Source organism: Ruegeria sp. K5 (assembly GCF_056531805.1).
The window spans coordinates 117,614-135,706 of sequence record NZ_JBQFML010000006.1; the positions used below are offsets into that span (position 1 = coordinate 117,614).

At 58.9% G+C, this 18,093-nt stretch carries 22 protein-coding genes; 7 read left to right on the forward strand and 15 right to left on the reverse strand.

Translation table 11 applies throughout. From position 1 onward, the window contains the following. Positions 1–208: 208 nt before the first annotated feature. Positions 209–1,834 (forward strand): acyl-CoA synthetase, encoded by a 1,626-nt coding sequence (locus tag ACR0MO_RS16130; RefSeq protein ID WP_170737579.1) that lies wholly within the window; start codon positions 209–211, stop codon positions 1,832–1,834. On the opposite strand, the gene ACR0MO_RS16135 is transcribed toward ACR0MO_RS16130, so the two are convergent. The 6 genes from ACR0MO_RS16135 to hmgA all read right to left on the reverse strand — a co-directional run bounded on the left by ACR0MO_RS16135 (position 1,831) and on the right by hmgA (position 7,591). Next, a complete protein-coding gene (locus ACR0MO_RS16135; protein WP_170454785.1) occupies positions 1,831–2,166 on the reverse strand; it encodes a DOPA 4,5-dioxygenase family protein in 336 nt (111 codons plus the stop codon). The genes ACR0MO_RS16130 and ACR0MO_RS16135 overlap by 4 nt on opposite strands. A gap of 84 nt (positions 2,167–2,250) precedes the next feature. Continuing rightward, the gene (gene maiA, locus ACR0MO_RS16140) at positions 2,251–2,892 is read right to left on the reverse strand and encodes a maleylacetoacetate isomerase (protein WP_170454783.1); all 642 of its coding nucleotides are present in this window, start codon (positions 2,890–2,892) and stop codon (positions 2,251–2,253) included. A gap of 24 nt (positions 2,893–2,916) precedes the next feature. Further along, positions 2,917–3,114 (reverse strand): DUF2783 domain-containing protein, encoded by a 198-nt coding sequence (locus tag ACR0MO_RS16145; protein ID WP_480892267.1) that lies wholly within the window; start codon positions 3,112–3,114, stop codon positions 2,917–2,919. A 5-nt stretch (positions 3,115–3,119) separates the two neighbouring features. Next, complete coding sequence (locus ACR0MO_RS16150) at positions 3,120–4,730, reverse strand: FAD-dependent oxidoreductase (RefSeq protein WP_170454779.1); 1,611 nt, start codon at positions 4,728–4,730, stop codon at positions 3,120–3,122. A 217-nt stretch (positions 4,731–4,947) separates the two neighbouring features. After that, on the reverse strand, positions 4,948–6,204 hold the full coding sequence (fahA, locus tag ACR0MO_RS16155) for a fumarylacetoacetase (RefSeq protein ID WP_480892270.1): 1,257 nt from the start codon (positions 6,202–6,204) through the stop codon (positions 4,948–4,950). A gap of 31 nt (positions 6,205–6,235) precedes the next feature. Continuing rightward, a complete protein-coding gene (gene hmgA, locus ACR0MO_RS16160; RefSeq protein WP_170624302.1) occupies positions 6,236–7,591 on the reverse strand; it encodes a homogentisate 1,2-dioxygenase in 1,356 nt (451 codons plus the stop codon). A gap of 57 nt (positions 7,592–7,648) precedes the next feature. Here hmgA and ACR0MO_RS16165 point away from each other — a divergent pair, with 57 nt between their 5' ends. The 3 genes from ACR0MO_RS16165 to ACR0MO_RS16175 all read left to right on the forward strand — a co-directional run bounded on the left by ACR0MO_RS16165 (position 7,649) and on the right by ACR0MO_RS16175 (position 10,352). Further along, a complete protein-coding gene (locus ACR0MO_RS16165) occupies positions 7,649–8,101 on the forward strand; it encodes a MarR family winged helix-turn-helix transcriptional regulator (RefSeq protein WP_170454773.1) in 453 nt (150 codons plus the stop codon). Positions 8,102–8,161: 60 nt separating this feature from the next. After that, entirely contained in the window at positions 8,162–9,388 is a 1,227-nt protein-coding gene (locus tag ACR0MO_RS16170) for an adenylate/guanylate cyclase domain-containing protein (protein ID WP_170624298.1), read from the forward strand. 244 nt (positions 9,389–9,632) lie between these two features. Further along, complete coding sequence (locus ACR0MO_RS16175; protein WP_170633938.1) at positions 9,633–10,352, forward strand: hypothetical protein; 720 nt, start codon at positions 9,633–9,635, stop codon at positions 10,350–10,352. 110 nt (positions 10,353–10,462) lie between these two features. On the opposite strand, the gene ACR0MO_RS16180 is transcribed toward ACR0MO_RS16175, so the two are convergent. Further along, positions 10,463–11,272, reverse strand: a complete 810-nt coding sequence (locus ACR0MO_RS16180) for a division plane positioning ATPase MipZ (RefSeq protein ID WP_170454769.1) — start codon at positions 11,270–11,272, stop codon at positions 10,463–10,465. 218 nt (positions 11,273–11,490) lie between these two features. On the opposite strand from ACR0MO_RS16180, the gene ACR0MO_RS16185 reads away from it, so the two are divergent. Then, positions 11,491–12,378 (forward strand): AEC family transporter, encoded by an 888-nt coding sequence (locus tag ACR0MO_RS16185; protein ID WP_170624294.1) that lies wholly within the window; start codon positions 11,491–11,493, stop codon positions 12,376–12,378. A gap of 95 nt (positions 12,379–12,473) precedes the next feature. After that, positions 12,474–12,845: a VOC family protein gene (locus tag ACR0MO_RS16190; RefSeq protein ID WP_170624292.1), complete on the forward strand. Its 372-nt coding sequence runs from the start codon at positions 12,474–12,476 to the stop codon at positions 12,843–12,845. A 72-nt stretch (positions 12,846–12,917) separates the two neighbouring features. Here ACR0MO_RS16190 and rpmE read toward each other — a convergent pair whose 3' ends face one another. Both rpmE and rplS read right to left on the reverse strand, forming a co-directional pair. Next, positions 12,918–13,139 (reverse strand): 50S ribosomal protein L31, encoded by a 222-nt coding sequence (gene rpmE, locus ACR0MO_RS16195; RefSeq protein ID WP_170454763.1) that lies wholly within the window; start codon positions 13,137–13,139, stop codon positions 12,918–12,920. Positions 13,140–13,150: 11 nt separating this feature from the next. Continuing rightward, positions 13,151–13,534 (reverse strand): 50S ribosomal protein L19, encoded by a 384-nt coding sequence (gene rplS / locus ACR0MO_RS16200; protein ID WP_170328369.1) that lies wholly within the window; start codon positions 13,532–13,534, stop codon positions 13,151–13,153. Between the two features lie 373 nt (positions 13,535–13,907). Between rplS and ACR0MO_RS16205 the strand changes: the two genes are divergently transcribed. Then, complete coding sequence (locus ACR0MO_RS16205; protein WP_170520168.1) at positions 13,908–14,711, forward strand: glycoside hydrolase family 25 protein; 804 nt, start codon at positions 13,908–13,910, stop codon at positions 14,709–14,711. A gap of 12 nt (positions 14,712–14,723) precedes the next feature. Here ACR0MO_RS16205 and trmD read toward each other — a convergent pair whose 3' ends face one another. From trmD to rpsP, 6 genes are read right to left on the reverse strand one after another with little or no spacing between them, the layout of a single operon-like run. Further along, on the reverse strand, positions 14,724–15,533 hold the full coding sequence (trmD, locus tag ACR0MO_RS16210; protein WP_170454759.1) for a tRNA (guanosine(37)-N1)-methyltransferase TrmD: 810 nt from the start codon (positions 15,531–15,533) through the stop codon (positions 14,724–14,726). After that, positions 15,530–16,345, reverse strand: coding sequence for a hypothetical protein (locus ACR0MO_RS16215; protein WP_480892274.1), 816 nt, complete (start codon positions 16,343–16,345; stop codon positions 15,530–15,532). The genes trmD and ACR0MO_RS16215 overlap by 4 nt, the downstream gene beginning before the upstream one ends. Further along, positions 16,345–16,848 carry a ribosome maturation factor RimM gene (gene rimM, locus ACR0MO_RS16220; RefSeq protein WP_480892277.1) on the reverse strand — a complete coding sequence of 168 codons (504 nt, stop codon included), beginning with the start codon at positions 16,846–16,848 and terminating at the stop codon, positions 16,345–16,347. The genes ACR0MO_RS16215 and rimM overlap by 1 nt, the downstream gene beginning before the upstream one ends. Further along, positions 16,841–16,990: a hypothetical protein gene (locus tag ACR0MO_RS16225; RefSeq protein WP_480892280.1), complete on the reverse strand. Its 150-nt coding sequence runs from the start codon at positions 16,988–16,990 to the stop codon at positions 16,841–16,843. The genes rimM and ACR0MO_RS16225 overlap by 8 nt, the downstream gene beginning before the upstream one ends. A 3-nt stretch (positions 16,991–16,993) precedes the next feature. Further along, on the reverse strand, positions 16,994–17,629 hold the full coding sequence (bluB, locus tag ACR0MO_RS16230; protein ID WP_170520183.1) for a 5,6-dimethylbenzimidazole synthase: 636 nt from the start codon (positions 17,627–17,629) through the stop codon (positions 16,994–16,996). A gap of 12 nt (positions 17,630–17,641) precedes the next feature. After that, positions 17,642–18,031: a 30S ribosomal protein S16 gene (gene rpsP / locus ACR0MO_RS16235; protein WP_170350323.1), complete on the reverse strand. Its 390-nt coding sequence runs from the start codon at positions 18,029–18,031 to the stop codon at positions 17,642–17,644. Positions 18,032–18,093 lie beyond the last annotated feature (62 nt).

Below are 18,093 nucleotides of genomic sequence, written 5' to 3' on the forward strand. Positions count from 1 at the left end.
TCAATGAAGTGCTTCGCGCGGGTCATGGACCTGCCACGCCCGGTCGGGTGTTTGAGATAATCCAGAACACCGCGAATGGCCAGTTTGAGATAGGGCCAGATCATATCATACCTTATTGCCAGACGGGATCGGTGTCGTAGTTTTACGGATTTGTCAGGATGGCGACTTTGTGATCAAGTCGCCCAAACGGTTTATGGGGAGATAGCCGATGTCAGCCAGCATATATGACGATCATCTGGACAAGTGCCGAGCGAATTACACGCCCTTGTCACCGCTGAGCTTTATCGAACGCACCGCGCAGGTTTACCCCGATTACCCCTCGGTCGTGTATGGCGAACGCCGCTATACATGGGTCGAAACCTACGCACGCTGCCGCCGTCTGGCGGGTGCGCTGTCCGCGCGGGGGATCGGGCGCGGGGATACAGTGTCGATCATCGCGGCCAATATCCCCGAGCTTTACGAGGCGCATTTTGCCATCCCCATGGCTGGCGCGGTTCTGAACGCGATCAATACGCGGCTGGATGCGGCCATCATCGCCTTCATCCTAAACCATGCCGAGGCGAAGGTGCTGCTGGTCGATCCTGAATTCTCGGCAGTGGTCAAAGAGGCGTTGCAGCAGGTCGATCACGATCTGCTGGTCGTGGACATTGAAGACCCAAGTTTCGAGGGCGGCACGCGCCTGAGTGATCTGACCTATGACGCGCTGCTGTCCGAAGGCGACCCGGAATTCGACTGGTCCCTGCCAGCCGATGAATGGGATGCGATCACGCTGAACTACACCTCGGGCACGACGGGCAACCCGAAAGGCGTCGTCTACCATCACCGGGGGGCGGCGCTGAACGCGCAGTCGGACCTGCTGGACTGGGATATGCCCAAGCATTCGGTCTATCTTTGGACCTTGCCAATGTTTCACTGCAACGGCTGGTGCTTCCCCTGGGCGATGGCCGCCAATGCAGGTGTTTCGGTCTGCTTGCGCGCGGTCCGGGCCGAGCCGATTTACGCCGCATTCCGGGACCAGAAAGTGACCCATTTCTGCGGCGCGCCGATTGTGCTGAACATGCTGGCCCACGCGCCGGATCATCTGAAGGACTTCGAGCACCAGATCAAGGTGATGACCGCAGGCGCCCCGCCGCCCGCCGCCGTGATCGAAGCGATGGAGGCGATGGGCGTCGAGGTGACTCATGTCTACGGCCTGACCGAAACCTACGGCCCCTCGGTCGTCTGTGCGTGGAAAGAGGAATGGAATGACAAAAGTCCCGAGGAACGCGCTGTCCTGAAAGTGCGGCAGGGGGTGCGCTATACCGCGCTGTCCGGGCTGATGGTCGCTGACCCCGATAGCTTGCAGCCGGTGCCTTCTGATGGCGAGACGATGGGTGAGATATTCATGCAGGGCAATGTGGTGATGAAGGGGTATCTGAAAAATCCCGACGCCACCGACGCGGCCTTCAACGGCGGATGGTTTGCCTCGGGCGATTTGGGGGTGATGCATCCGGATGGCTATATCGCGATCAAGGACCGGTCCAAGGATATCATCATTTCGGGGGGCGAAAATATCTCGTCCGTCGAAGTGGAGGGCATCCTGTACAAGCATCCGGCGGTGATGGAGGCCGCCGTGGTGGCACGCCCCGATGACAAATGGGGCGAAACGCCGTGTGCCTTTGTGGAACTCAAACCCGACACATCCGCGACCGAGGCCGAGTTGATTGCGTTCTGCCGGGACAACATGGCCCATTTCAAAGCGCCCAAGACAGTGGTGTTCGGCGCATTGCCCAAGACATCCACCGGCAAGATCCAAAAATTCGTATTGCGGGATCAGGCGCGCACGTTGGGTTAGGCTTTGTCGAAAATCGACAGGTCCAGTTCCAACAGCTCTCCCATCCAAAACGCATGGTCGCGGTGATCGGCCAGGTGATCTCCGGTTTCGGGATGGGTGAATACGGTCAGGCCTTGCCGGTTGAGCATCAGCCACGGGATGACCTGATCGAATGCGTCGGCGGCAAAGCCCAACTGGCAACTCCAGCGGGGGTGCGGGCCAACATTGCGGGCGTGCATGCGGCCCTTCTGCACGGGGAACAGGCGCGCGGCCTCTTCGCAGATGCGCTGGGCGGTGTCTTGCGTCTGCGCGTCGAAATAGACATGCGCGTGATAGCCGGTGATCTCGGACATTGGGACCTCGTTCTTGGCGGATTGCGTCAAGGTATGAGCGCGCCGAGAGGATTGATACCCGTACGCGCACACAGAATATGTGCGCTATGTTTCGGGCTGGTGCTGGTCCGGGTGCGCGGCCTGAAAAGCCGGAAGGGTTGCGCACGCGGCCTCGACATCCAGCAGGCGTGGCATATCCGACAGATCCACCTGCCAGCGGCGCGCGTTGTATAGCTGTGGGATCAGGCACAGATCGGCCAGCCCGGGCCGGGATCCGGTGCAGTAGGGGGCTTGCTGGAACCCGCCCAGCAGAGCCTCAAACGCCAGCAGACCAGGCCGGATAAATCGTTTCATCCAATCGCCCGGCATACCGTCGATGCCGCCGCTGAGTTGCGTGGCATACTGTGCCACGGACAGGTTGCAGACCGGATGAATATCGATGGCAATGCTGTGCGCCAATGCTTGCGCCTTGGCACGCTCGGCCGGGTCGTCAGGCAAGAGGCGCAGCCCACGGGTCTGATCCAGATACTCGATAATGGCCAGTGACTGGGTCAGACGTGCGCCATCGATCTCGAGCACAGGTACAAGCCCTTGCGGGTTGCGGGCCAGATGGGTGTCCGAGCGCTGCTCGGCGCTGGTCAGATCAACCGAAACGGCGCGGTAGGCTATCCCAGCGAGGTTCAGGGCGATCCGCACCCGGTAACTGGCCGAGGACCGCCAGTAGTCATAAAGAACAGTGCCAGTCACGCGGATCCCCCAATAAGCGGCTTGTCAGGACCCTTTGAGCGTTGCCGCCCGGATTGCCTGCGACAACACTGTGCCATCACCGACATGATTGGCCAAGACCAACACCAGCCGTGCATTCAGCGCATCGCTGGCTGCCTTGTCCAGACCGTCATGGGCGGCCAGAAGATCGGCATAGAACGCATCCGGGTCGTCAAGGTTCGGGGCCAGGTTTACATCCGTCATCTTGCTTACTCCTTACCACAGGCGCGGCGAATGGCCTGCCGGAATGCGTTTTCTTCGAAACTGTCGCGGCGCGCAGCGATGTGCTGATCGGGGCGGATCAGATAAACCGCGCCGGTCGCATTGCCCAGAAAGGCGCGTTTCAGCGCCAGCGACGGATCGTCTTTGACCGACAGTGCCAGACGCGTGACCTCGATCCCGTCTACTTCGAGTGTCTCGGGCGCTTCGGCATCAATCGTCAGCAGGGTGAATCCGTCGGTTAGTTTTGGCAGCAAGAACCCATCGCCCAACGGCACATCCGGACAGGCCGAGCCCGGACGGGTAAGCGCTGGCCCATCCAACGCATCGGCCGAGTTCAACGCGGACCCGTCATAAGTGCACGGCTGGCTCAATCGGCCTGAATTCACCAGCGGGCGTGCGAAGTCATAGACCTCGCTCAGGTCCAGCACGGCATCGCGCAACAGGCGGGACATGTCGGACTTGGGCGTGATGAATTCCGTGGACTGGCTGGATTTGCGCAGGTTTTCATCAGCGCCCTGCGCCCGTTCACCGACATAGCTGTCCAGCAGGGTTTCGGGGGCCTTGCCGTCCATCACAAGTTTCAGTTTCCAGCACAGGTTGTCGATATCCTGAATGCCGGAATTGGCGCCCATCGCGCCAAACGGGCTGACCTGATGTGCGCTGTCACCGGCAAACAGAACCCGATCTTTGCGGAAACTCTCCATCCGGCGGCACTGGAACGTGTAGATCGAGACCCATTCAAGCTGAAACTCAACCTCATCCCCCAACATCGCCTTCAGGCGTGGGATCACGTTTTCCGGGCGTTTTTCTGTTTCGGGATCGATATCGTTGCCCAATTGCAGATCAATCCGCCAGACATTGTCTGGCTGCTTGTGCAACAGTGCGGATTGGCCACGGTTGAACGGTGGGTCAAACCAGAACCAACGCTCGGACGGGAAATCAGCCTCCATGATCACATCGGCGATCAGGAAGTTATCCTCGAACACGCGCCCGTCGAAATCGATGCCCAGCATCTGCCGGGTCGGAGATTTTGCCCCGTCGCAGGCAATCAACCAGTCGGCCTCGACGACATAGGGGCCTTCGGGCGTTGCGACTTCCAGCCGGACGTGATCGTCATGGGTGCCAATGGCTTCGACCTTGTTGCCGCCCCGCAGGTCGATCGGCGCGCCGCTGGCCTGCAGGTCGCGCACGCGCGCCACCAGGAATTCTTCCAGATAATATTGCTGCAGATTGACAAAGGCTGGGTTGGCCGCGCCTTTTTCGGGTTGGACGTCGAAGGTATAAACCTCGCGCGTGTCAAAGAAGACCTTGCCCTGATCCCATTGCACGCCCTTGTCCAAAATCGGGCGCGCACATCCCAGCCGGTTGGCGATATCCAGGGTGCGCTGCGAGAAACAGATGGCGCGGCTGCCGAAACTGACCTTGTCGTTTTCGTCCAGAACTACAACCTCGACGCCATGTTGCGCCAGATCGATCGCGGCGGCCAGCCCGACCGGACCTGCCCCGATCACGATAACCTTGTGACGGGTCGGAACAGCGGAATCCTGATCCGGACTGCGCTCATAGGCGTAAAGCGGAAAGTCGAATATCTTGTTCATGGGCAACCCCCAATCCTGATCTGTCGATGACCCGCGCCGAGACTGTCGCTGGCGGGTATTGGGGGCATCGTCTCATCGATTCTGGTGGCGCAAAACGATCTGGATCAAATGCGGCGGAATGCCCCGGGTCGTGTCGCAAAGGCCCGCGCCGGGGTGCCGGTGGCGCGTGTCGGACGCCTCCGGCGGGAGTATTTTTGAAAAGATGAAGCCTGCAGCGTCATGTTTTATACGGGGTTTCCAGGGCGGGCAGGACGGTGCCGGTGCAATCCCCGAAGCCGATTGTGAACCCGTCCCCCTTGGCGCTGCCTTTCAGGGTCAGCGTGTCGCCGTCTTCGATAAAGGATCGGGTTTCCCCGGTGTCCAGCGTCATGGGCTCTTTTCCGCCCCAGCTTAGCTCCAGCAGCGAGCCGCGATTTTCCTTTTCGGGCCCTGAGATCGTGCCGGACCCCAGCAGATCACCTGTGTTCATTGGGCAGCCCGAGGTCGTGTGATGCGCCAGTTGCTGCGCGGCGGAATAGTACATTTCGTTATAGTTGGTCCGCGCGATGGTGGTTGCGGTCTGACCTTCGGGGGCAAGCGTGACCTCAAGATCCAGATCGTACAGCATCGGGCCGCAGTCTTTCAGGTGATCCAGCAGTTCGAACTCGCGCTCCGGCGTGTCGCATCGAAATGGTTCCAGCGCGGCTTTGGTGACAATCCACGGGCTGATCGAGGTCGCTGTGGCCTTGGCCTGAAAGGGACCGAGGGGCTGATACTCCCACGCCTGAATATCCCGCGCCGACCAGTCGTTCAGCAGGACGTAGCCGAAGATATGGTCATCCGCCTGCTGGACCGAGATCGGGCCATCGGATGGCGTGCCGACGATGGCGCCCATCTCAAGCTCGATATCAAAGCGGCGGCTGGGCAGGAAAGCGGGCAACTCCTGATCGGGGGATTTCAACTGACCCCAGGGGCGACGTATGTCTGTGCCCGAGACCACCACGGATGAAGCGCGGCCATTATACCCGATGGGCAGGTGCAGCCAGTTGGGCGGCAGCGCGTTTTCCGGCCCCCGGAACATGGTGCCGACGTTGAAGGCGTGGTGGCGGCCCGCGTAGAAATCGGTGTATTCGCTGACTGCGAAGGGCATATGCAGTACGGCGTCGGCCTGCGCGACCAGCAGCGGTTCGACGGCGCCCTGTTCCTGTGAACCCTCGGACAACAAATCCACCAGACGGTTGCGCAGCGCGGTCCAGACAGCGGGGCCTTGTTCCATCAAAGGGTTCCAAAAGGGCAGGTCGAACAGAGGTTCATCGCTCAACGCGATCAGCCCTTCGTGTTCGGCCGTTGTGATGTCGAAGATCATATCGCCGATAGCAACACCGCAGCGGGGCTCCTCATCGCTGGCGGAAAACACCCCATAGGGCAGGTTGTTCAGCGGAAACGGGTGGGACGGATCGTTGGCCGAAGTCACCCAGGATTTCATCAATGGCATGTTGTCTCCAAATATCTGACCCGAAACCGGGTTACTTCTTGCCCGGCGTTCCGTCGAATTTCTTTTCCAGCGAGGTCCAGCAGTCGATGTAATCATCCTGCAATGGGGCCTCTTTGGCTGCAAACTCGGTCAGATGCTGCGGGAAGCGTGTTTCGAACATGAAGGACATGGTGTGATCCAGCTTGTCCGGCCCCAGATTGGCGTTCGAGGCTTTGTCGAATGCCTCGCGATCCGGTCCGTGCGGGATCATCATGTTGTGCAGGCTCATCCCGCCGGGGACGAAGCCCTGTGGTTTGGCGTCGTACTGGCCGTAGATGTTGCCCATAAGCTCTGACATGATGTTCTTGTGGTACCAGGGCGGGCGAAACGTATCTTCGGCCACCATCCAGCGTTCGCGGAACAGGACAAAGTCGATATTGGCCGTACCGGGCTGGCCTGATGGCGCAGTCAGGATGGTAAAGATCGAAGGGTCCGGGTGGTCAAACAGGATGGCACCAACCGGGCAGTAGGTACGCAGATCGTATTTGTAGGGCGCGTAATTGCCATGCCACGCGACCACGTCCAGCGGGCTGTGGCCGATCTTAGTTGTATGGAACTGCCCGCACCATTTGATGGTCACGGTCGAGGGTGTTTCACGATCCTCAAACGCAGCGACCGGAGCTTTGAAGTCGCGCGGATTGGCCATGCAGTTGGCCCCGATTGGCCCGCGCCCCGGTAGTTCGAACTTTTGCCCATAGTTTTCGCACACAAAGCCGCGTGCCGGGCCCTCCAGAACCTCGACCCGGTACAGCAGGCCGCGCGGCAGGATGGCGATTTCCTTGGGCTCCAGATCGATGATCCCCAATTCGGTCGCAAAGCGCAGGCGGCCTTCCTGCGGCACCACCAAAAGCTCGGAATCAGCCGAGAAGAAATATTCATCCACCATCGACTCGGTCACCAGATAGATATGGCTGGCCATGCCGACCTGAGTGTTCACGTCCCCGGCGGTGGTCATCGTGTGCATCCCGGTCAACCAGGTCAGGCCCTGTTCAGAATGCGGAACCGGGTCCCAGCGGTACTGGCCCAGGCTGATCACATCAGGATCGATGCAGGGGGCCGATTTCCAGTACGGCAGGTCAATCTTCTCGTACCGGTGCGAGTGTTTGACCGATGGCCGAATGCGGTAGCACCACGTCCGCTCGGGCGGGTTGGCGGTGAAGGCGGTGCCGCTGAGCTGCTCGCCATAAAGGCCATAATTGCAGCGCTGCGGGCTGTTCATGCCCTGGGGCAGCGCGTCGGGCAGTGCCTCGGTCTCAAAGTCGTTTCCAAAGCCGGGCATATAGCCCGAATGGGTGCCAACCGGCGTGCTGGCCTGGGTCAGGCGGTGTGGATCAGTCGGACGATTCATCGCGTGTTCCTCCGTTTGCTGCTTGTCGGATAATAGTTGATTTTGTAACTAACAAGAATGACAAACGATGATTTCAGCAAAAAAGATGCCTTTGATCTGCAGAATTTCCTGCCCTTCCTGTTGAATCAGGCGGCTGAGGAGGCCTCGTTGGATTTTCAGAAGATCTACAAGGGTCGGTATGGGATGCTGCGCACCGAATGGCGGGTTCTGTTTCACTTGGGAATGTTTGGCACTTTGACCGCCAAGGACATCGGGGATCGCGCCAAGCTGCATAAAACCAAGATCAGCCGCGCCGTTGGGAAACTGGAAGCACGGCGTTATCTGAAACGGACGCGGGATGAACAGGACAGGCGTGTGGAATGGCTGACGCTGACGCCGATGGGCGAAACGGTATATCGCGAACTCAGCGGTGTTGCCCGGGAATACGATGCCAGGCTGGCCGGCCCCTTCGATGCGGCCGAGACCGCCCTGTTGCGTAAAATGCTCAGGCGTCTGGCCGGAATGGATTGACCTCTGGTACTATCGCATGACCGACCCCATCTGTGGCACAGAGCTAACACGGATTTTCATATGACCATTTCTGAACGCCTGTCGCCAGCGACATACGAATTGATCGACTGGCTTGTCACAAAGGGCCTTGAAGGGGCCGGACAGGAAGAACTGCTTGAAGGGTTTTGCAATGGGTTGATCGATCAGGGCCTGCCCCTTATGCGCTTTCATGCGGCCCAGTCGACACTGCACCCCGTCTATGGCGGGATGGGGTATAGCTGGTATCGCGCCAAGGGCGGCACATCCGAGAAGTTCGAGAACTCGGATACCCCCAGCGAAGAATGGCTGCGCAGCCCCTTATACGCCCTGCTGGAAGAGGATATCGAGGACATTCGCGTTCGGCTGGTCGATCAGAACGAACCCAGCCGTTTCCCGTTGCTGAATGATCTGCGGGAAGAGGGTGCGACGGACTACTACGCAACCGGCATTCCCTTTGAAAAGACCGAGATGCGGAACACCGGGGCGCAGAAGGTCAGTGATGGCGTGTTGATGTCCTGGACCAGTGACGCGCCAACCGGGTTCGAAGACAGGGATATCGAACATCTTCACGCGATATTGCCGCATCTAGGGCTGGCGCTGAAATCCGCCAGAAATCAAATGATGTCGCGGGACCTGCTGCGTGTTTATCTGGGACGCGACGCGGGTCAGCGGGTCTTGTCGGGCGAAATCCGGCGCGGGTCCCTGCAGCAGATCGATGCGGTAATCTGGAACTTTGACCTTGAAGGCTTCACCACCTTGTCCGAGGACCTGCCGGGAACCGAGATTATCGACATGCTGAACGACTATCTGGCCGTGGCGGTCAGTGTTGTGCATGACTGCGGCGGCAATATTCTGAAGTTCATGGGCGACGGGCTGATGGCGATGTTCGATGTCGGCGAGATTGACGAAGACGCCCGTGCGGCGCTGTCAGCCGTGCCTTTGTTGCAAAAGCGGATGGATGATTTGAAGGCGCGCCGTGCCGAGGAAGGGTTGCCCGTGGCGAATTACACACTGGCGTTGCATTCCGGAGAGATTCTCTATGGCAATATCGGCTCGGAAACCCGTCTGGATTTTACGGTGATCGGCCCGGCCGTCAATCAGGCGGCGCGTATCGCCGGAATGCACAGGTCGCTGGGGCAGCGGATCCTGATCTCGGACGATGTCGCCCGCGCGGCGGGGTCCTGCCAGCAGGAACTGATCTCGGTCGGGCGCTACATGCTGCGGGGCGTGAACGAACCGAAAGAGCTGTTCACGGTTTATGTGCCATGAAAGTGAGACACATTTTTATGTGTTGAGATTTGGTCACAGGATAAGAACCCGAAACTCTGAACGCACGCGAATGCCGGAGACATGCATAGGTGTCGTTGATTTCTTGCTTTGCATGCGCGTAATGTATTGTTTAGCAGCCCCAAACGTCCAAAATGTTAATGCGATATTGGTTAGGGGATAGCTGTCGATACTTTTTCGACTTTCTCAATGGATACTTTCCTGATTTGCTGAGACGTTTAGACAGATGGCCGAAAACAGCAAAAATCCTATTTCATCAGTGGTCAAAACTGTCGATCAGATAGACCGTGCGATAAAGCTCAGTGCACAGCGCATAGTGGAAAAAGGTTCTTTTGAAGGCAAAAAATCTCTGATGGATTTGATGCATTCACGGGAAGAAATGGAGCGTGATCTGAAAACAGCGGCGTTAGGGGTGGCCCTGTGCGTCGGAAAGATAGAAAAAAATGACACCCTGGACGCTATGGAGACAGCTATTTCTAAAGCCCAAGAGACAGTGGAGGAGATAAAAGCGCATGCGAGTAACATCCAAAGCGCTTCTGAGCGGTTATTGCGGGACGTTCAAATGCAGATCCGACCGATGCATCGCGAAGCGCTGTTTCGCTTGTTTGTGAGCCCGACAGGCGCCGTATTGAGCGAGCGCAGATTCACCGAAACGCAATTGGCTAAAAATGTAAATGGACCGCTTCTTTCGGGTTTGCGAAAACGAAACTTGATTGAAGTTTTAACGTCGAGCCACAGCGGTACTAAAGAGATTGTCGTTCGTTTAACCGATCGGGGTAGAGATGCAATCAAAGGCTCTTTCGGAAGGCTTATGCGTGTGCTTTGGCGAATTTGGGTGTTCACCAGTGGAAAAACCCTGGCTTTTTTATTGGGTGTTATGAGTGCAATCGCCGTATCTATTATTGCTGATCCAATAACTGAAATTTTACGTAATCGACTATTTTGAGGGCTTAGTTCTCACCCGGGTGTTTTTTTCCGGTTTGAAACACGCCAGACAACCGAACCCGGTGCTGAATAAGGCAAAGCACAAGCCATTGGGCAGTTGAGCCATCGACTCTAGAAATCGATCTCAACGCCAGGCAGGTTCAATTCGCGCATCATGTCGCGCAATTCCTGCCGGGCCGCGATGTTCGAGATGTTCAGCTGTTTCACCCCGATATCCTTGAGGTCCAGCAGCGTCAGGCCGCGCGGAAACAACTCGCGAAAGATAACCCGTTCGGAAAAGCCCGAGGCGACACGGAAGCCGATGCGCTGCGACAGCATTTCGATCGCGCGCTGCATCTTTTCCTTGTTGACCATGCGCTGGGTGCCGACCCGGTTGCGCACGACCACCCAGTCGATGGGCTTCAGTCCGGCCTGCGCCCGCAATTGTCGCGCGTTCCAGACCATCTCGGAATAGACCGACGGGCCAAGGATTTTCTCACCCTTTGAATCGATCCGCGCCAGCAGGTCGAAGTCGATAAAACTGTCGTTCAGCGGCGTGATCAGCGTATCGGCCAGCGAATGCGCTACCTGGCTGAGGCGGGTGTGCGAGCCGGGGCAGTCGATCAGGATGAAATCGCTGTCGCTTTCCAGTTCAGCCACGGCGGCAGACAGGCGGTGGTCATAGATATTCTCACCGGGCTTCAGCGTACTGGCGTCGATCTCGGGCAGGTCATGATGGCGCGGGCTTGGCAGCGCGAATTCGGCACCGTTCAGAAAGTTTCCGCGGTTCTCGAAATAGCGGCCAAGGCTGCGCTGGCGAAGGTCCAGGTCCAATGTGCTGACCTTGTGCCCCAGCCGTGCCAGCGCCGTTGCAACATGCATCGACACGGTCGATTTGCCTGCGCCGCCCTTTTCGTTTCCGACAACGATTATATGTGCCATGCTTGTCGTCCCAAGTCTTGCCGTGTTTGTCCACACGTTGTTTAGAGCCACTATATGTTGTGTCTGCTGGGAAGAAAAGAACCTCAGGCCGTGGTTTGGGCCTTTATCAGGCTCTAATTTGGAAAACTCTGATCTGTTCGCGGGTTAGATCGGATTGCTTGCCAAACACGCCGGCCCGATTCACTGTCTGTTTAGAGGCCGGGCAAGAGGAGCGCGGGTTGGAGCACCTGTTTCTGAACGTTTTCAACGTGGTTTTGCCTGTGCTGATTTGCGCCGGGATCGGCTATGGGCTGGCACTGACGAAGGCCCCGTTTGACAACAAGGTGATCGGCGGGATCGTCTCGAAGGTTGGGTACCCGACGCTGATCATCTCGCACCTGACGGGCACCAAGCTGGATGTGGGGACGTTTCTGGACATGATGAGCGCCGCCGCGCTGGCCGTAGCGGGGTTTGGTGTTCTGGGGTTTGTCGCGCTCAGGGCGTTGCGCCTGCCGGTGCGGGCATTCCTGACGCCGTTGATGCACGGGAATGTGGGCAATATCGGTCTGCCGATCACTCTGCTGGCGCTGGGGGATGCAGGCATGGCCTACACGATGGCTTTCGTCGTTGTGGTGCTGATCAGCATCTTCACCTTCGGCATGTGGATCCCTGCCGGAGAATTCTCGCCCAGGAAACTCGCGACGTCGCCGATTATCTACGCCGTTGCGGCATCGCTGATACTGATGGCAACAGGGATCAGCCTGCCGCAGCCGGTTGCAAAGTCCTTTGATATTCTGGGCGGCCTGTCGATCCCGCTGATGCTGCTGACATTGGGTCACACGCTGGCAACCCTGCGGATCACCAGCCTTGGGCGCGCGGTTCTGCTGACCGGTCTGCATCTTGTGATGGCCGTGGGCATCGCCAGCGCGTTGGTCTGGCTGTTCGGCTTCACCGGAGCCGAACGCGGAGCGTTGATCCTGTGCTGCCTGATGCCGTCATCCGTGGCGACCTATCTGTTCATTGACCAGCATGTGCCTGAATACGGACCGGATGTGGCGGGATTCATTCTGGTGTCGACCTTGGCGACTATTTTTGTTCTGCCGCTTGCCTTGTCCTATTGGCTGTAAGCTCCGGCTGTTGTCGGTTTCGTGACTTGTATACCCCGGTCACCTGGCAGACGATGGCCCGGAGATTCCCCATCAAACACAAAAGGGTTCCGCATATGATCGGATACGTCACCATCGGTGTTTCCAACCTGGACAACGCCAAGCAGTTCTACACGTCGCTGTTTGCAGACAAAGACGCGCAAGTCCTGATCGATGCGGGCCGCATCGCTTTTATCGGCAACGATCCCACTGCACCGATGCTTGCCGTGTGCGAGCCTTATGATGGTAATGAGTGCGCCTCGGGTAATGGCAACATGGTATCCTTTCCGGCGGACAACAAAGAGGCAGTCTCAACCATGTATGAAAAGGCAATCAGCCTGGGTGCAACGGATGAGGGTGAACCGGGCCAGCGCGTGCCGGATCGCTTCTATGGGGCCTATGTGCGTGATCCTGATGGCAACAAACTATGTTTCTATGTCTTTGGGTAAAGACTTGAAGCACCGCAAACAAAAAAAGGCCGCCCCAAACGGGCGGCCTTTCGCATTCGGTAAAGGTATAGCTTAGAAGCCCAGGCCTTCGTATTTCTTCTTGAACTTCGACACGCGGCCACCGGTGTCCATCAGGCGCGACGAACCGCCGGTCCATGCGGGGTGCGAAGAAGGGTCGATTTCCAGAGCCAGCTGGTCGCCTTCGGCGCCCCAGGTGGATTTCATCTGAACCACGGTGCCATCGGTCATTTTGACGTTGATGACGTGATAATCGGGATGGATGTCTTTTTTCATCTTTCCGCTCCTTACGCCTCGGCGCCAGCCTTGGGCTTGTAGTTGGTAACCTCTGCGATACGCGCGGATTTACCACGGCGCGAGCGCAGGTAGTACAGTTTGGCGCGACGGACGCGGCCACGGCGGACAACGGTGATGCTGTCGATGTTGGTCGAGTGCAGCGGGAACACACGCTCCACGCCTTCGCCAAACGAGATTTTGCGAACGGTGAACGAACCGGCGATGCCGCTGCCACCTTTGCGCGCGATGCAGACGCCTTCGTAGTTCTGCACACGGGTACGCGACCCTTCGGTCACTTTAAAGCCGACACGGATGGTGTCTCCGGCTTTGAAATCGGGGATGTCTTTCCCCAGGGCGGCAATCTGTTCCGCCTCAAGCTGTGCGATCAGGTCCATCGCAGTTACTCCTATCTGCTCGTGGTTGGTCCACGAAGTTTGGGCACGGCCTGAGAGCTCTTGGTCTTCACCGGGTCCTGCTGTGCAGCCCGCCAGAGGTCAGATCGAATGTTCCTTTGGTCCGGTCCGCCCTGTCGCGCCGTGGCTGAAGAAAGCCGGGCGTCACGTCAGGATGCAAACCAAAACACCGGAGTCGCTGTTCGCGGCACCGGATTGCGCTGCTTTAGGGGGTTTGGGGGCAGGGATCAAGCCTAAATTGCAGGCGTCACCGGTGAGAATTCGCCACTTTGCAACTGCGCCGTTGCCTTGGCCCACGGTTCGGGCATTCTGAGGTCAATTGAAAGAGCAGAATTAACAAATTCAGGACAGGGTAATGCGGGTTTCCGTCTTATTGGCACTATTGGGCGTTGCGTTGATGTCGTGCGGGCGGCAAGGGCCGCCCCCGCAGGTGGTCGAGCCAACGCCGGGCGTGGATCGAACGGCCCCATCGGTGATCTACCCGGATTTCGGCGACGCCGATCCCCATGACTGGGAAGGGCGGCATCCCGGGCTGTATCCGGTGCACGGGCTTGACGTCTCGCGCTGGCAAGGCCCTATCGACTGGAGGCAGGCCAAGGCGTCGGGTGTCAGCTTTGTTTTCATGAAGGCAACCGAGGGTGGCGATGTTTTCGACCCAATGTTCGATGACCACCGGCGTGGCGCGCAGGCGGCGGGTGTGCCGTGGGGGGCGTATCACTATTACTACTTCTGCCGTTCTGCGCGGGAACAGGCGCGCTGGTTTATCGAAAACGTACCCAAAGGTGCGGACCTGCCGCATGTGCTGGACATGGAATGGACGCCGCATTCCAGAACTTGCACCCTGCGCCCCGATGGCGCGACCGTTCGGGCCGAGGCACAGCGCTTTCTGGATATCCTCGAACGACACTATGGCCGCAGACCCATCGTCTATACGACCGTCGATTTCTACGACGACACCAATATCGGCCGCCTGCCAAAGACCGAGTTCTGGTTAAGATCCGTCGCCGGGCATCCCAGCAAGGTCTATCCGCGCTCGGTTTGGCGTTTCTGGCAGTATACGGGCACAGGTCTGGTGCCCGGCGTTCAGGGCCGGGTCGACATCAACGTCTTTCACGGAACGCCCGAGACCTGGGCGCTGTGGAAAGCCGCGACGCCGTAGCGAACGTCAGAGTTAGCTGCGATCTTTGTCCTGCGAGTCCAGATATTCCTGCCAGATATCCGGGCGTCTTTCGCGGGTGATCTGTTCCGCCATCTGATGCCGCCAGTCCGCGATGCGACCATGGTGGCCGGACATCAGGACATCCGGAATCGGGCGGCCATTCCAGTCCGACGGACGGGTGTATTGCGGATGCTCCAACAGGCCAGAGGAAAAGCTTTCTTCTTCCGTCGAGGCCTGATTGCCCAGAACGCCGGGGATCAGGCGCACGGTGGCGTCGATCAGGGCCTGCGCGGCAATCTCACCACCGGTCATCACGAAATCGCCCAGAGACACTTCCTGAACGCCGTAATGCTCTAGCACACGCTCATCCACGCCCTCGAACCGGCCGCACAGCAGGGTCATCCCGTCGCAGCGCGCAAAGGTCTGCATCATGCGCTGATCCATTCGACGCCCGCGTGGGCTGAGATAGATCAGCGGCCAGTTGCCGCGAATGCCTGACATCGTGTGCTCGATTGCCGGGCCCAGCACGTCGGCGCGCAGGACCATGCCCGCGCCACCGCCCGCAGGTGTGTCATCGACATTGCGATGCTTGCCAATGCCGAACTGACGCAAATCCACGGTTTCCAGCTGCCACAACCCTTCTTGCAGGGCTTTGCCGGTCAGGCTTTCGCCAAGAACGCCGGGAAAGGCCGAGGGAAACAGCGTGATGATCTTGGCTTTCCATACGCCGTGCAGATCCGGCGTGGGCGTCATCAGCTCTCGCGGTTTCAATGTCGGACGAATGGCCTTGCGGCCGTGGGATTTCTTGGGTGTGTCGGTCATGTCTGGCCAGCCAATGCGGTCCGTGCGCTGCGAATAAGGGCCTTCTTCTGCGCGATCAGCGCGGTGTCGTCCAGCGGGGATCGGTTTAGCGTCAGCAATTCGGACAGCACGTCATGGGGCAGGCCCGCGTTGGATTTTGTGGGCGGCACCAGCTTTGACGTCTTGTCATGAGGCAGGTTCAGAAAGTCTGCAAAGGGCGTGCCGGGGCCGAACCGGGTGTCCTGCAGGTCTTCCAGCCACCGCGTCTGAACGGTCACCTCTGGCAGTCTCTCCTGAATTCTGTCTGCGACGGTTGGCAAGCCGGGAAGATGATCGAGGGACCTGCAAAACTCATCGAAATCCTGAACAAGACGCCTGCGTTGCAGGTCATGCGCCCAAAGACTGCGCAGCCATCCGGTTCTTTCGCGTAGGGACAGGTAAACGGTGATGTCCACCTTGTCCCCCACCAACCGGCGGCGAATTGCGCTGACCAATGTGGCCGCAAGTTCGGGCGTGGCCGCATATCCTTCGGCGCTGTTTCTGCTGGGGCGCAGACCGGCAAAGTTTTCGTCACTCAGCACAAGGCCGCGTCGCGTTCCGAAATCGATGTCGCCCAGAAATGCGTTCAACTGGTTGCCGAACGTGGCCAGCGTATCGTCCAGCCGATAGACCGAATGCCGCGTGGCCGCCGCCGCCAAACCCGATTTGCGCGTCTTGTAGGGCAGCAGCAACGAATAATGCGGCCAGATCAGCGAGCGGTTTTCGTAAAGAAAGGATTGCGCGGCGGTGGTGCCCGTCTTGTGCAAGCCAAGATGCAGCAGGACGCGCCGCATCAGATCAGACCTTCGGGCGGGTCCGCGACGATGCGGCCTTTGTCCAGATCAACCGTTGGCACGGCCTCAAGCGTGAACGGCAGCAGGACGGTGGATTTCAGGCCCGGACCATACAGTTCCAGCAGATCCGCAGCACCGTGGTTCTGAACTGATTTCACCCGACCCAACAGGGTGCCGCCGGTGTCATAGACCTCAAGCCCGATCAGGTCGGCGTGGTAAAACTCGTCATCCGGAAGCGAGGGCAACTGATCGCGCCGCGCAAACAGGCGCAGGCCCTTCAACTCATCAGCCTGTTCCTTGGTCTCTACGCCACCCAAACGGGCAGCAAAGCCGTTCTTGATCGTGCGGGTCAGGACCAGCGGATAACGTTCCTTGCCGGATTCGTCGGTCAGGGGCGCGTAAGCCTCGATATCCGAAGGCTCGGCGCAATAGCTTTTCAGCCGCACTTCGCCGCGCACGCCGTATGATCCTGCAATGCTGCCGACGCAGATCAGGTCACTCATCGGTCACACCCGTCGTTACACATAGCCCGTTTTTCCACTGCCCAAGCCCGTCGCAGGCCTCGCGTTGATTGCTGCGTTCAAAGAACACGCCGACAATAAAGGCGATCAGCAGCAGGATGGGAAGGCGTAACAGACCGAACATCGCTTATCGCACCTCGATGGGAAGCGCGTCGTTGCGACTTTCCCAACCCACACGTTCCAGCTCTGGCGTGTCGGACAATTCTTCCGGCCAGCCGACACAGAAATAGCCGATCAGGCGCCAATCTTCGGGCACGTCCAGATCGCGCGCCATCCGGTCGGGGTCGAGGATCGAAACCCAGCCCAGCCCCAGCCCCTCGGCCCGCAAGGCCAGCCAGAACAAAGTGACGGCAGACACGACGGAATAACGCCGCATCTCGGGCATAGAACCGGCACCCAGCCCAAGCCCTTTGTCCGTTGAATCGTCGCAGAAAACGGCCAGCTGAACTGGGGCCTCTTGCATCCCCGACAGTTTCAACTGGCTATAAAGTTGGGCTTTTTCGCCCGAATATCCACCCAGCGCCTGCGCGTTGGCGGTTTGGAAATTCTCAAGCGCCGCATTGCGCGCGGCCTGGCTTTCGACGCGGATCACGCGCCAGGGTTCGCTCAGCCCCACCGAGGGGGCCAGACGAAACGCGTCGAGGCAGCGCGTCAGCACTGCCTCGTCAACCGCGTCGGTGCGGAACCGGCGCACATCGCGCCGGAGCCGCATCAACAGATCGAACTGCGTGCGAAAATCATCGGTGAAAGTCTGATCCCGCACGAGCCCGCCTGCTTATTCTTCTGCAGCCGCTTCTTCAGCAGGTGCAGCAGCCGCTTCGGCAGCTTCAGCAGCCTTGGCCGCTTTTTCTTCGGCGCGTTCCTGAGCTTTCTTGCCCGGGGTACCCTTGTTGGGGTTGTTGCGCTCGGCCTTGTCACGGGTGCCGGCTGCTTCCAGCATACGTGCGATACGGTCGGTGGGCTGTGCGCCCTGATCCAGCCAGTACTGGATGCGCTCCATGTTCATTTTCACGCGCTCTTCGCTGTCTTTCGGCAGCAGCGGGTTGTAGGTGCCCAGTTTCTCGATGAAACGGCCATCGCGCGGCATGCGGCTGTCAGCAGCCACGATGCGGTAGAAGGGACGCTTTTTCGAGCCGCCGCGGGCGAGACGAATTTTCATTGCCATGGTGGTATCTCCTTTGAATGGCATCACGCCGAAGGCGTGTCTTTTGTTGAGCCGGCGCAGAT